A 13,631-nucleotide genomic window follows, 5' to 3' on the forward strand; every position below is an offset into this window, starting at 1 on the left:
GATACGTTCTGCGAACGCTTAAGTCAATGGGACGGGCTCTAAGAAAAAAGTATATTTAATGTCATTTTCAGGCGAGCTAAGTCCTTCTGATTAGGTATCCCAAAGCGTAATGCGTTTTTCTCATCACACAAGCGTACATAAACACTTTGACGACATAGTTTTTCGAAAATTAAAGGCGATTGCTCACACTTTACAGTTTGGAATAAAGCGGTACCTGTGGGGGTAACATTCAAGGTATCTTTGAGTAATTGTGCTAATTCTTGACTTTGGGCGGCTAAAAACGCTCTTTGTTTACGTTGCCATGGTTCATCTGCAAGGGCGAGTTGCCCAATATACTGAGCAGGACCACTGACCGACCAAGGGCCGATAAGATTGGTAAATAAGGTTAACCAACTATCAGAGGCTGACACAAAGCCCAAACGTAGCCCTGCCAATCCAAAAAATTTACCTATGGAACGTAACACTATTAATTGTGGCTCATCGCTGTACCTAATAAAAGAATGCTCTGGAGTACAATCCATAAAAGCTTCATCAATTATCAGCAGGCCTCCTTGGTGTTTTACTTGACGAAATAGCGAAGCGACCTCTTCATAGTCATAAATATCCCCTTTTGGGTTATTGGGATTAATCAACACTATGATGTCCTTAGGTTGAAGCGCAATGTCATTTGCAGAGTGGTAGCGCTGTATAGTAAAGCCAGCGGCAAACCAGGCTTTATAATGTTCTTGATAGCCAACTGATGGGATCCATACTCGACTCGACTGATAACCTTGTTTTGCTGCAATCTGAGGGAGTATTTGGATCACTACTTGGCTACCCGCAATAGGTAATATATGTGGGGTTTGGTAGTATTCACTTGCACTATGAATTAAGGCATCACTAGGCTGAGGCAGTTGCTGCCAAACACAGCCAGGTAAAGTCGGGATGGGAAAGCTTGTAGGGGCAATACCCGTAGATAAATCTAACCATTTATGTAATGGAATATTATATTGCAGAGCTATCTTATTGAGTTGGCCTCCATGCACCAAAGCTTCTTGTTGTTTATTGTGCGAGGCACTAGTTATAGTATCTGGCATAGTATTCCTAGAATCAAAATGCAGAGTAACCAAAGAGCGCTCGCTTGCTTTACAAGCTTAATGCTGGCGGGTATGTCGCTAAGGATTACCTGTCGTTTGGCTCCAAGGGTGACACCAACAACTGGTTTTCCATGATAAGTCGCGCCTCCCCCAATTTTGAAATTGAGAACTTGCGCCCCTACAGACATACACAACCCTCCATTTTTACTTTTATACTGCTGACTTTGTCGCCAAGCGCACCGCAAAATAGAAGCCACTTTGCTAACAGGGCGAGCTTGTAAGCCATACATTAAGCAACTGGTACAAGCGCTAAAGAAACCTAGCAAGTCATCAAGCTTTGCCGCGCACCAGCCAAAATGCAGAAACCGAGAGTTCTTATATCCCCACATGGCATCTAAGGTATTGGTTAAACGATGCAAAACAACCCATGGCGCACCGCCAATAGTAAAATAGAATACACTCGCTATCACTCCATCGTGTCCATTCTCTAATACAGATTCTACCGTTGCTCGTATCATCTGTTGTTTGCTTAATTGTTGTGTGTCGCGACTAACCATAAACCCTGTAAAGTATCGAGCTTTAGGTAAATCGTTATGTTTAAGTGGGTAGTATATCTGTTGTGCATGGGCTGCTAAGCTATGCTGTGCAATTGCCAAATATAAAATAAATGTTTCTAAAGCCCAAAACAGTGGGGTATTGGCTTGCAAAAAAAATAATAAAATAGGTATGGGCAATACCAAAACAAGGCAGCAGCATGAGCCTATAAAACGGCCTTTTCCTTGATGAGAGTTATTAGTTTTTTTCTCTAATAGCTTGGCTATATTTCCAAAACCCACTAATGGGTGCCAGCGATTAGTCTCCCCTAGGATTTTGTCTAGTAGTAACGCTGCCGCAATTTGAAGGGCTGTTATGAGCCAGTCGTTCACTGAGTATCCAACACAAAACCACCTGCTTTTTTTATGAGTCGTATTTCTTGGCAGTTGGCTATTTTGATTGGCTGTTTCCACACACTTAACAAGCAATTTATAGCATCACCATGGCTGATGAGTAATACATTTCCTTGAGCTTGATTAGCAATAGTGTCGAGCTGATTGAACATGCGTTCACGCACATTTGTCGTTGTCTCAGCGCCTTTACTGGGCGTCAAATCAGTGTCAGTGTAGCAGCGCAGGATAAAATCCTGATAGTGGCTGAGCTTACTCAGGGCTTGACCTTGCCAATCTCCAAAGTGGCGCTCTTCTAGCCCTTTTTTTATATCGACAGGCAAATGTAGAGCCGTTGCACATAGCTGAGCTGTTTGCTTAGCGCGCTTCAAGGGCGAGCTCACGACCTGTTTTATGTTCCAATATTTTGCTCTGAGAGCTAGGGATATGGCTTGCTCTTCTCCTAATGCTGTTAGAGGGTTATCCACTTGACCTTGCAGTAAACCTCGGGCGTTATATTGACTTTGTCCGTGGCGACATAAATAAAGATAAATGAGGTTACTCCTTATTTTTGTAGAACTTGCGGGCAAGGTCTATTTGCTCACACATCACCTTTACTTCATCTAACATACGCGTGGTAAGCCTGTGAGTCTTATCGGGGTTTGGGTGTAATATAAAATTATTTTTAGCTGCCGGAATATGCTGCCATTGTTGCCAATTTAGTCCGTCTGGGCTATCGGCGCTGTGTGGATTTGGCTGAATTACAACCTCAGGAAGCGTTGTTAGCACTTGCTCTAATCCAACAATGGGGTAGTCGTCTACCGCGTTAGCAAATGGGTTATTGCCACCACATAATTCAACTTGCTGTTGAAGTAAGGCGTTGTTAGCCACAGTACGAAGTGGTCGTGACCACATTTCGTAAAATACTTTGACCGGTGTTTTATGGTTATAGGTATTTTTAAGGGTATTTAGGGTAGATAAATATTTGGTTGCTAAGGCCTTCGCCTTTTCTTCTCGGCCAGTTAATTCGCCCAGCATTAATATTTCAGCGGCTACGTCTTCTAGTTTGGTTGGGGCAGAGTAAACAACCTTAAGATTATACTTTTCTAAACGTTCTAAATCATCTGAAGGGTTACCACTTTTCCAAGCAATAATGACATCAGGGTTGAGTTGTAATATTTTTTCGATTTGCAGTCGAGCATAATTGCCGATACGTAAAATATTTTTAGCACTTTCAGGGTAGTCGGCATGAGCAGTGGTGCCTATAATTTGCTCAGCTGCTCCTATGGCATAAAGAGACTCTACTAAGTGTGGGGCTAAGGCGATGATCCGTCTTTGTTGTTTTTGCTCTTGAGTTAAGGGCAACGTCTCGGTAATCGCTGTGCTTGGTAGGCTTGTTATCAGCAAAAATACGCTAAATAAAGCTTGGATTGTTTTCACCAATCGATTCCTTTTTGCGCTTTTATGCCGTTATCGAATGCGTGTTTAACTGGGCGAACTTCGCTTACTGTGTCTGCTATTTCGATAATAGCACGATGACAAGCTCGGCCCGTGATCACTACATGTTGATCTTTTGGCCTTGCAGTTAATGCAGCAATGACTTCATCCAAGTCTATATATTTGTATGTCACCATATAGGTGATTTCATCTAATAAAATCACATCAACTCTTGGATCTTGAAGCAGTGTTTTACTGTAATCCCAAGCCGCTTGGGCTGCTTTAATATCAGTCTCTTTGTCTTGGGTTTCCCAAGTAAAGCCAGTGCCCATTACATGAAACTCTACCCCGTTTTTTTCTAATAGATCACGCTCTCCGCACTCCCAGCCCCCTTTTACATACTGCACCACTTTGGCGTTTAGGCCGTGGCCCACTGCTCGGGTAATCGTGCCAAACCCTGAGGTCGACTTACCTTTACCGTTACCTGTTAATACTAGCAACAGTCCTTTGTCTTCCTGAGCGGCTGCAATACGTTCATCTACTTTTGCTTTTTGTTGTTCCATACGTTTTTTATGACGTGTTTTGTCTTGTTCTTGGCTCATGTTAATAACTCTTTTTAATTTGCGATTTAATAATGCTGGTAATTTTTTCCCAATTTAAATGGGCTTCACAGGCATCAGCTAAGCGGTTTAGCTCGTGCTCTTGTTGTTGAGCATAGCTCTCTAATTTATGGGTGGTGGCGCCTGCCCATAATAGTATTTGTTGTAATGCATCTGGGCTATCAAACATTCCGTGTAAGTAGCTTCCGGCTACTTGGTTATCTGTACTTACACAGCCTTCGAGCACGTCTCCATTGTCTAAAACACAAAATGCAGCAGCATTGGTTGCTCTTGTTGTTTCGCCCACATGTATTTGGTAACCCTTTATGGGGAAGCTATGTTTAGAAGTGGTTTTTAATAATAGCTTGCCTGCACTATGGGTAAGCTGTTTTTCTGCTTGTAGTTTGGTATCGACAGGTAAATACCCCAAGGCTTGTGATGTGCCTTTTGCATCTTCAATTCCTTCTGGGTCATGAATGGCATTACCCAGCATTTGATAACCCCCACAGATCCCTAGTACTTTACCTCCATAGCGAAGGTGTTTATCTATGTCATGGTCCCAAGATTGTTGCTTTAGCAAAGCCAAATCACCACGCACATTTTTACTGCCCGGCAAAATAATCAGATCACATCCTGGAATCGCTTTTCCTTGGGGTACAAATATCAGCTCTACCTGAGGATGAGCTCTAAGCATGTCAAAATCTGTGTGATTACTTATACGAGAAAAAACAGGAACCGCTATGCGTAGACAAATATCATCACTATCCAGATTTTGATTGACTTGAATGGCATCCTCTTCTGCCAACTGTAAGTCCATTAGGTAAGGGAGTACACCTAAAACCGGTTTGTTGGTACGGGCCTCTAGCCAATCTAAGCCGCTTTGTAGTAATGCAATATCGCCTCTAAATTTATTGATGATAAAGCCGACTACTCGTTCTTGTTCACTTGTTGATAACAAGGCTAAGGTGCCAACTAAGTGGGCAAACACGCCACCTTTATCTATGTCGGCAACTATAATGACCGGGCAGTCAACTGCCTCTGCAAAGCCCATGTTGGCAATATCGCCTGCACGCAAGTTGATTTCTGCAGGACTCCCCGCACCTTCGACCATGACCACCTGATACTGTGCTGATAAGCGTTGGTGGGAGTCTAATACCGCTTGCATGGCTACTTTTTTATAGTCGTGATAGGCCTTTGCTTGCATATTACTAATAGCTTTGCCATGAATGATCACTTGCGCGCCAGTGTCACTGCTAGGCTTAAGTAATACAGGGTTCATATCTACATTTGGTATGACGCCTGCAGCTTGTGCTTGCACTGCTTGTGCTCGGCCAATCTCGCCGCCATCTTGTGTAACTGCACTGTTTAGTGCCATGTTTTGAGGCTTAAAAGGAGCCACCTTGTAGTTCAAACGTTTTAAACAGCGACAAAACCCAGCGACTAATAAACTTTTACCTGCATCGGTAGTGGTGCCTTGTATCATTAAGGTAGCCGCTAAGTCTGAGGGGCTGTGTTTATGCTTTAAACTAGGCAAAATTTTCATATCCTAAGTCTGCTGGTAACCCTATAAAGTCAACTCTAGGTAGCGCATCTTCATAAGTTGGGATAGTAATTCTTGTTAAGCTACCATAGCCTATTTGCAGTTGGCTGTACCATGTACCGTCTTGCCAATCTGCAGGCAGTAAGTGGCCTAAAATTTGTCTTATTACACCGCCATGGCAAACTACCAAGTTATGTTGGTGTTGACCCGTCTTTATCAAAGACTTCCAACCTTTTATCACTCTGGAATGGAAACCTTCTAGCGATTCACCCTTCGGAGGGGGATGTTGTTTAGGGCTTTGCCAAAAAGACGTCATTAAAGGCCAGTGCTGGGACTGGTCGTCAAATTGAATACCATCCCATTCACCAAAATCACACTCTTGAAAGTTTGGATCTATTTTTAAATCTAGTTCGTGGATACGTGCTATTTCATTAGCAAAGTCACTGCAGCGTCTGAGGGGGGAGCTAATTATATTATCGAGATAGAGCAATTTTCTGGTTTGTTGACGCATTTGCATCAGGCCATTTTCGCTAAGAAGTACATCTGTTCTACCATATAGCGCGGCGGGGCCATCAATTTGACCATGACGTAATAAGTAAATTTGTGTTGGCTGATTAGACTCAGTTTGCGTTGTCATTTTTCAACCTTTTTAAGTGTCATAGGAAGCCCTGCTGCAACAAAGGTTACCGAGTCTGCTTTGGCTGCCAGAGCCTGATTTAGCCAACCTGCTTGATCAACAAATTGTCGGCTGACTTCACCCATAGGAATAACACCTAAACCCACTTCGTTTGCAACTAAAAATATGTCACAGGGGCTGGTCACTAAGGCTTCAATTAAACGAGCAGACAATACGCTAAAATCTTGCGTAGGAGCTGCAAATAATTGATTGTTTAACCATAAGGTTAAACAATCAATGAGTAATATTTGTGGTGGTGATCCTTGGGTTTTTGTAAGAAAGCTTTGTAAATCTAAGGGGATCTCTGCTAAGTCCCAATCTTTAGGGCGTTCTGCTTGGTGATGTGTAATTCTTGTTTGCATCTCAGCATCAATGGCTGTGGCTGTAGCAACAAAAGTCACTGCTAGATTATGGCTGGCACTCAATCTTTTTACTTCATTTAGAGCAAATTGAGACTTTCCTGAGCGTGCTCCACCTAATATTAAATGTATCAATACTTATCCTTGTTTCTCTATTTGTCGTGCAAATATTTGCATTAGGACACACTTGCCAAAATGACGGTGTAAATAAGTAACTCTTGTAATTGTTGTGCGGTCCCTAAGGTATCGCCTGTATAGCCTTGTATGTGTTTCTCAAACCAAAGCTTAAGCCAATATCTCAACGCTATGCATCCAATCAATAAGTAGAAGCTCGTAATGAAAGGTAAAAATAAGCAAGCTAACGCCCCAGTGACTAAAACAAATACTAATTCTTTAGCAGAAAATGCTTTGGCTAAAGGCTCACTTTTACTGCCACTGGTAGGAATGTTGTTAGATACATATTGCATATCTTGAACATGGGTAATAGCCATGGCTCTCGACAAGGGATAAGCCACTAATAAGCTTGTTATTAGGAATTGCTGGCCAGCGAGGGCACTGAGTAATATAAACTTACTAAGCAGGGCCATGACCAGAGCACAGGTACCATAAGTGCCTATCCGGCTGTCTTTCATAATGGCTAGCTTTCTCTCTGTGGAGTGCCCACCCCAAATACCATCACAGGTATCTGCGAGACCATCTTCGTGAAGGGCTCCTGTCAGTAGAAGGCTGACGATTATGATTAAACACAGACTAGGAGCTGTCCCTAACAAAGGTAAAACCAAGTGATAAAGTAGGATTAACATTGATGCTAAAAGCCATCCGACCATAGGGAAGTAGCGACTTGAACGGCGCATTTTACTTGGACTATATTTAAGATTTTTAGCCATTGGTAGGCGACTAAAAAAGCTCAGTGCAAGTAAAAATAAATTCAGTTGATATTTAAGCCAAAGCTGCATTATTAGTTACTCACACCTTTATGTCGGCACTTTCGAAAGTAGCCATATTGTTGTAAAAACTGGCTGCTGCATTTAAGAGTGGGACGGCAAGAGCCGCTCCTGTGCCTTCACCTAAACGTAGCCCTAAATCTAAAAGAGGTTGAGCTGTTAGTTCACTTAAGGCTAGTTGGTGCCCTTTTTCCGCAGAGCAGTGAGCAAATATCATAAACTGCCTAGCCTCTGGTGAAATTTTTATCGCTACCAGTGCAGCAACAGAAATAATAAAACCATCTACCAATATGGCTCTACCTGCAGCTGCCGTAGCCAACATAGCCCCAACAATTTGTACTATTTCGAACCCACCTACTTCTGCTAATGCCAGATGGGGCGGTATATCGATGATACTTATCCGAAGTAGTGCTTTTTCAACCAATTCGATTTTTGTTTTTAATTGCTCTGAATCAATTCCTGTACCTAATCCAACCGTTTCTGTTGCAGGCGTGCCCGTTAATAAGCTAAGTAGCGCTGATGCTGAGCTGGTGTTACCAATACCCATTTCTCCAAAACCTAAGACATTGCTACCTTTCGCTAGTTGCTTGCTTGCTATTTTTGCACCGAGTGACAGGCCTTGCTCAACTTGACGTAATGTCATTGCTGCTTGCTCAGAAAAGTCGTGGGTAGTATCGCCTAGTCGCTGTTGACTGTAGTTTTCGCTGTCGCTTGGTACGGGGAAAAGGATCCCTGTATCAACTATTTTTAGGCCAATATTTAGACTGTTACATAAACAATTTATGGCCGCCCCACCTGTTAAGAAGTTGCTAACCATCTGACTAGTGACGGCGCTAGGGGCGATGCTTATGCCATGTTTTGCAATGCCATGATCGCCAGCAAAAACGATAATGCAAGGAGATATAATAGATATTTGATCATATTGGGCAGTTTGCATTCCTTGAATTAAAGCAAGTTGTGCTGCTAACCTTTCGAGTCGCCCTAGTGCTCCAATGGGTTTGGTTTTGCAATCAATATGCTTTTGAATATCTACCATTCTGGAGTTATCAATATCGGGAATATTCCAGTAATGACTTGTAAAAATTGCAGCTGTAGTTTGCGTCATATTTAATGGGCTTTTAGTTATTGAGTGAGCAATACTCATATATGTTTAGGGGCGTCTTTGACGCATTGCTAGTAAGAAAAATACGCTGCCGATAGCTGAAGTAATAATGCCTATAGGGATCTCTTGATTAGGTAAAGTAATGCGAGCAAGCACATCTACCCATACCAAAAACGCGCCACCTAATAATATGCAGGCAGTTATCAAAGTCCGGCTAGTGACACCAAGCCAGTTTCTAATAATGTGGGGGATCATTAATCCCACAAAGCCAATACCACCACAATAAGCCACGATACAAGCCGTTAATGCCGCGCATATAGCCAATGATAAAATACGTAATTGAGGCACATTAACCCCCAGAGTTTTGGCGTTTTCATCTCCAATTAATAAGGCATCCATATGTCTACCATAAAGTAAGAGTAGCAACACACTTATGATGAGCACGGGTAAGATTACCCACGCATACCAAGTTTCAATTCGCGCCAAGCTACCCATTAACCAAAAAATCACTTTATTTGCAGCAAAGGGTTCAGCCATAAATAAGATGAAATGGCTTAATGCACTTAACATAAACGACACGGCAATACCCGCAAGCAACATGTGCTCGGTTTTACTACCAAAGGTTCGAGTCACGAGTATTTGTACTAAGATGACTGAAAAAAGCGCGCCTAAAAAGGCGGCCACAGGTAAGGCCAAAGAAAAGCTTATACCAGGGAAAAGCTGTAACAGCCCCATGTTTTCTGCAAACTGACTGTCAAATAGTAAGGTAGCTACACTCGCACCAAGGCCTGCTCCTGATACCACACCAAATAAGTACGGATCAGCTAGTCCATTTCGGGTGACATTTTGTAAGGTGGCCCCAGCAACTGCTAAGCCAGCTCCCACTAAAAAACCCACAAAGACCCTTGGGGCACGAATTTCCCAGAATATCATCTGGTTTACATCAGAACTGCAACTTGCCAACAGGCAAGATACTAACTCTTGAGAGCTTAAATCAGCAGCCCCAAAAAATAGTCCTGCAATAGGAGATATAAAGGCAAAAATGGCTAGTAGCCAGAATTTTTTACTCATAGTGAATGATCACTTACTAGGGACGCTGGTGGATAAAAATTAACATGAAAACTTTCTCCTCCTAAACCTTGAGATATAACGCAAGGTAACCGAAATACTTCAGTTAATAGAGACGGGGTAAGTACCTCTTCTGGGGAGCCTTTGGATACCAGTTTTCCTTGGTCTAATAGACATATTTTGTCACAATAGTGAGCTGCTAAGTTAACATCGTGCAGGCTCATTATCACTGTGACGTTGAGGTCTTGTGCTAACGAAGTGAGAAGTTGTAATACTTGATGCTGATAAAATACATCAAGGTGATTAACGGGCTCATCTAATACAATTAATTTTGCTTTTTGTACTAAAGCTCGGGCTATCAAGCCCCGCTGTTGCTCTCCACCAGATAAAGAACTAAATGTTTGTTTAGCTCTGTCAGCCAAACCCACTTTATTCATGGCTTCGTGAATACGCTGTTTGTCTTCTGGTCGCCCTTTACTGATGAGAGAAGAGTGAGGCAATAACCCCATTCTTACAATTTGCTCTAAGTTTAGTGAAAATACGTATTCATTGATTTGGTTGACTACCGCTATCTGCTGCGCTCGCTCCATATCGCCATATTCTTGCAGTGCTTTGTGTTGCCAATGTATTTCACCCAGACAAGATAATTGGCCCGAGAGTATTTTCAATAAACTCGTTTTACCTGCGCCATTTGGCCCCAATACGCCTAGTACTTCACCCTGTTCAACGGATAAACTTATATCAGATAAGATAGATTTAGCACCAACCTCATAGTTTATTTGTTTGGCAATCAGTGGCGCTTGTAGAGGCATAAGGCTTTTCGCTCGTGAACAATAAATAGTTAAAATTAACGTAAAAATAGCGAGCAGGAGAGCATAACGAAAAACAGCCTAAACTGTTAAAAGGTATGTTGTCCGTGTATTCCCGCACGAAAATCAAATAGGCAATCATATAAAAGCCAAAAATAGTGTTTGGATAGGGCTGGTATCTGACTTACGCACCTTTTTAATCAGCATGTTTGATTAAGTACGTTTACAGTTGCGGGTACAGTGTTGGATTCTCACCAACTTCCCAATTAACTTGATGCTTGTTATAACTGGTACAAGCAAAAAACCTTATCTTTATGTCGCGGAATATAGCAAGTAAGTGAATGATATTCGAGGGTTAATTGGCAAGATGATGTAACAATTAATGAGTTCTAATAAAGCAAGCTACATAATATTTTAAAGTGTGGATTGTAAATGATGTGATATAACCCTTATGGGAATCTTCTTAAACCTAAAGCCGAGTTTATATGTATGCAGTTATTGAATTTTGACGCTTTTTTATTGGCTATTACACTCCTCACTATTACACCAGGCATTGATACTGTGCTGGTTATTAGAAATTCTAGTCGCTCCGGTGCTGTGGATGGGGTGGTAACTAGCTTTGGTATTTGCTCAGGACTTTTTGTGCATGCGACACTATCTGCTGCAGGGATTTCAGCTATTTTGCTGCAGTCTGTCGAGCTATTTACAGTCATTAAGTGGTTAGGGGCTGCTTACTTAATCTGGCTTGGAATAGGTGGGGTGAAAGCGGCATTCAATGGACATGTGGCTCTTGCTATTAATGATGTGCAGAGTCGCTCTGTCAATGTAAGTCGATCGTTAAGAGAAGGGTTTCTATCAAATGTTCTTAATCCTAAAACCGCAGTGTTTTACTTAGCCTTTTTACCTCAATTTATTAATCCTGAGTATTCTCCATTTTTGCAAGCTATGACTATGGCTGGGATACATTTCATTATTGCCATGCTTTGGCAATCGCTATTAGCAGGCGCAGTTAGCTCAGCACAGCGTTTTTTTGCTAACAGGGTTGTGTTGAGATGGATGGACGGAATTACTGGAGGAGTGTTGGTATTTCTGGGTTCAAAATTGATTCTGGATTATCCAAAAGAGTGAGTCGTATAAATCAAAAATCAAGCTAGCAAGGTGATTACCTAAGTCTAACTTTATCTTTAAAAAGGAAAACGGGAAAGCGCCTATACACTTTCCCGCCAGGGATTGAGCTAAGTAAAGACCAATAAACTTAACTCCAGAGCAAGTACACATTAATCTAAATGATAATTATTATCAACTATGTTTTTTAATTTTTTTATCTTTTCATTTCTCCATTTACAAAACTCATTACTAGCTATCAATTACAAATGATAATTGTTATTGTTTGTATTTGTTGGGTTGGAAGTTACTACTAAGTTGCATTAGCACTTTTAACGGTATGCTCGATCAACTGTGCGTTTGGTCTGGGTAACTCTATTAAGTCTTAAACATTAATTATGCTTCACAGGCATTCTAAACTTCAGTAATTGGATTGTGTCAGTGATCAAATTAGGGGAATGAAATGTTACAAACAGATCAAATGACTATTTGGAAAACGCAAATATGTGCAGGTAATGAGTGCTTTGAAAAATGTCAAATTCTGTCTGCATTGGCACATTACAATAAAGCCATAAACCAAGCGGAGCATTTATTAGAGAACTGGGTTGATCATCGAGCAGCTGTTGCGTCAGTAGTGATTAGTTATCACAACCTCGCAGATTTATATTTAAAAGAAGACAAAGCTATTTTAGCTGAGCATGAGTTAGAAAAAGTCCACAGAATAATGTCGACTTATCTAAGTGAAGCTCAACCCAATACCTACCGAGCCAACGCTCTAATTTGGGGAGTTAGTCAAACCTATATTGCTTTGATTAACCACCAAAAGAACCACCCGGAACATGTAATTTCAAATCCTCCTTCAGTACCTAATTTATTTGAAACCACTTTTAAAAACACCTTTAACTAGTAGGAAAATCATGAGTAACTTTACAACAAATGTTTATCTTGGAGCTTTAAGCCTTTTAAGCTCTGCCGCGTTTGCACATGAAGGGCACGACCATAATCATTGGAGCAGTGATGCATTACATATTTTGTTCTATGGATCATTAGTGACTTTACTTGCTGTTGTCTCGTTTTTGGGGATAAAGCAACTTAGAAAAAAAGAAAGTAGTAAAAGTGAGGAACTATAATGCTTCATTTATTAACGTCCAAATTAGACAGTTTATTGAGTTTTGAACAGGCTTCGGCTCATTGTGATATACCGTGTAAAATATACGATCCAAGTGGGGCGCAAGTTGCCGCATTAAGTGTGATTCGTTTTATTGATCTCATTAACGAGTTAGATGGTAAAGCAGAACTGACATTAGCAGAACAAGCGCAGTTATCCCGTTTAGTAAGAGAAAAAGAAATCCACGCCAAAAAAGTCAAGGATGAAATCGTCGTAATGTGGGGAGACTATTTTAAACAACCTCAATTTGATGCTTACCCCGAAATTAGTCAACTTGTTCATACTATATTGTTGACAGGATCAGCTTGTAAACAACATATAGATAGAGATAAGGCTGTGGCGTTATTGAATCTTGTCAATGAGTTTGCAACTGCATTTTGGAGCACCAAGGGGGTAGAAGTGTTCACCGCTACTTGTCCTTACCCGCCAAGTGAAAGCGTTGTTTACCCAAAACTAGGCTAAATGTTTAGATTAAAAATTCATCGAGTAGTGGGGCAGAGTATGAACCCCACCTTGGCAGATAACGATTATGTGGTGTGTGGTTTATGGCCCGGGTTTTTGCCTATAAAAGGGTGTTTAGTTGTGGTGTTTCATCCGCAATTATACACACTAGTTAAACGTGTAGAAAATATAGACCGCTCAGGTCGATTGTGGCTATCTGGTGATTCTGACTCAAGTATAAGCTCAGATAAAATGGGGTGGGTTGATAAGAAACACATTGTTGGCCGAGTAATTTACTGTATCTCAGCTTAATTAGTTATGGGAATATATGCTCTTTTAAGAGTAGAGTGAGAAGCGCTTGTTTTCTTTTTTCTTACGGTAATTT

At 41.3% G+C, this 13,631-nt stretch carries 17 protein-coding genes and 1 riboswitch; of the genes, 5 read left to right on the plus strand and 12 right to left on the minus strand.

Annotated elements, in window-relative coordinates; translation table 11 throughout:
* Positions 1-38 precede the first annotated feature (38 nt).
* The 12 genes from cobD to ABJD71_RS18080 are packed head-to-tail and all read right to left on the minus strand — an operon-like array spanning position 39 to position 10,536.
* Complete coding sequence (gene cobD, locus ABJD71_RS18025) at positions 39-1,076, minus strand: threonine-phosphate decarboxylase CobD (RefSeq protein WP_348172828.1); 1,038 nt, start codon at positions 1,074-1,076, stop codon at positions 39-41.
* Positions 1,061-2,002, minus strand: coding sequence for an adenosylcobinamide-phosphate synthase CbiB (gene cbiB / locus ABJD71_RS18030; RefSeq protein WP_348172831.1), 942 nt, complete (start codon positions 2,000-2,002; stop codon positions 1,061-1,063). Before cbiB ends, cobD begins: the two co-directional genes overlap by 16 nt.
* Complete coding sequence (locus ABJD71_RS18035; protein WP_348172834.1) at positions 1,999-2,589, minus strand: histidine phosphatase family protein; 591 nt, start codon at positions 2,587-2,589, stop codon at positions 1,999-2,001. Before ABJD71_RS18035 ends, cbiB begins: the two co-directional genes overlap by 4 nt.
* Positions 2,558-3,400 (minus strand): cobalamin-binding protein, encoded by an 843-nt coding sequence (locus tag ABJD71_RS18040; protein WP_348172933.1) that lies wholly within the window; start codon positions 3,398-3,400, stop codon positions 2,558-2,560. The genes ABJD71_RS18035 and ABJD71_RS18040 overlap by 32 nt, the downstream gene beginning before the upstream one ends.
* A gap of 35 nt (positions 3,401-3,435) precedes the next feature.
* On the minus strand, positions 3,436-4,038 hold the full coding sequence (gene cobO / locus ABJD71_RS18045; protein ID WP_348172837.1) for a cob(I)yrinic acid a,c-diamide adenosyltransferase: 603 nt from the start codon (positions 4,036-4,038) through the stop codon (positions 3,436-3,438).
* 1 nt (position 4,039) lies between these two features.
* A complete protein-coding gene (locus tag ABJD71_RS18050; protein WP_348172936.1) occupies positions 4,040-5,518 on the minus strand; it encodes a cobyric acid synthase in 1,479 nt (492 codons plus the stop codon).
* Positions 5,519-5,561: 43 nt separating this feature from the next.
* On the minus strand, positions 5,562-6,212 hold the full coding sequence (gene cobC, locus ABJD71_RS18055; protein ID WP_348172840.1) for an alpha-ribazole phosphatase family protein: 651 nt from the start codon (positions 6,210-6,212) through the stop codon (positions 5,562-5,564).
* Positions 6,209-6,745 (minus strand): bifunctional adenosylcobinamide kinase/adenosylcobinamide-phosphate guanylyltransferase, encoded by a 537-nt coding sequence (gene cobU, locus ABJD71_RS18060; RefSeq protein ID WP_348172843.1) that lies wholly within the window; start codon positions 6,743-6,745, stop codon positions 6,209-6,211. Before cobU ends, cobC begins: the two co-directional genes overlap by 4 nt.
* 41 nt (positions 6,746-6,786) lie before the next feature.
* The gene (locus ABJD71_RS18065) at positions 6,787-7,566 is read right to left on the minus strand and encodes an adenosylcobinamide-GDP ribazoletransferase (RefSeq protein WP_348172846.1); all 780 of its coding nucleotides are present in this window, start codon (positions 7,564-7,566) and stop codon (positions 6,787-6,789) included.
* Positions 7,567-7,576: 10 nt separating this feature from the next.
* Positions 7,577-8,659: a nicotinate-nucleotide--dimethylbenzimidazole phosphoribosyltransferase gene (gene cobT / locus ABJD71_RS18070; RefSeq protein WP_348172849.1), complete on the minus strand. Its 1,083-nt coding sequence runs from the start codon at positions 8,657-8,659 to the stop codon at positions 7,577-7,579.
* Positions 8,660-8,704: 45 nt separating this feature from the next.
* Complete coding sequence (locus tag ABJD71_RS18075) at positions 8,705-9,727, minus strand: iron ABC transporter permease (RefSeq protein ID WP_348172852.1); 1,023 nt, start codon at positions 9,725-9,727, stop codon at positions 8,705-8,707.
* Positions 9,724-10,536 carry an ABC transporter ATP-binding protein gene (locus ABJD71_RS18080; RefSeq protein ID WP_348172855.1) on the minus strand — a complete coding sequence of 271 codons (813 nt, stop codon included), beginning with the start codon at positions 10,534-10,536 and terminating at the stop codon, positions 9,724-9,726. The genes ABJD71_RS18075 and ABJD71_RS18080 overlap by 4 nt, the downstream gene beginning before the upstream one ends.
* Positions 10,537-10,685: 149 nt before the next feature.
* Positions 10,686-10,857: riboswitch (cobalamin riboswitch) on the minus strand.
* A 165-nt stretch (positions 10,858-11,022) separates the two neighbouring features.
* On the opposite strand from ABJD71_RS18080, the gene ABJD71_RS18085 reads away from it, so the two are divergent.
* The 5 genes from ABJD71_RS18085 (at position 11,023) to ABJD71_RS18105 (ending at position 13,558) form a co-directional block, all read left to right on the plus strand.
* Positions 11,023-11,661, plus strand: a complete 639-nt coding sequence (locus ABJD71_RS18085; RefSeq protein ID WP_348172858.1) for a LysE family translocator — start codon at positions 11,023-11,025, stop codon at positions 11,659-11,661.
* Between the two features lie 439 nt (positions 11,662-12,100).
* Complete coding sequence (locus ABJD71_RS18090) at positions 12,101-12,544, plus strand: tetratricopeptide repeat protein (protein ID WP_348172861.1); 444 nt, start codon at positions 12,101-12,103, stop codon at positions 12,542-12,544.
* 10 nt (positions 12,545-12,554) lie between these two features.
* On the plus strand, positions 12,555-12,767 hold the full coding sequence (locus tag ABJD71_RS18095; protein ID WP_348172864.1) for a hypothetical protein: 213 nt from the start codon (positions 12,555-12,557) through the stop codon (positions 12,765-12,767).
* Positions 12,767-13,267, plus strand: coding sequence for a superoxide dismutase, Ni (sodN, locus tag ABJD71_RS18100; RefSeq protein ID WP_348172867.1), 501 nt, complete (start codon positions 12,767-12,769; stop codon positions 13,265-13,267). The genes ABJD71_RS18095 and sodN overlap by 1 nt, the downstream gene beginning before the upstream one ends.
* Complete coding sequence (locus ABJD71_RS18105) at positions 13,268-13,558, plus strand: S24 family peptidase (protein ID WP_348172870.1); 291 nt, start codon at positions 13,268-13,270, stop codon at positions 13,556-13,558.
* The last annotated feature ends 73 nt before the right edge of the window (positions 13,559-13,631 follow it).

Source organism: Paraglaciecola sp., assembly GCF_039943935.1.
Lineage (GTDB): Bacteria > Pseudomonadota > Gammaproteobacteria > Enterobacterales > Alteromonadaceae > Paraglaciecola.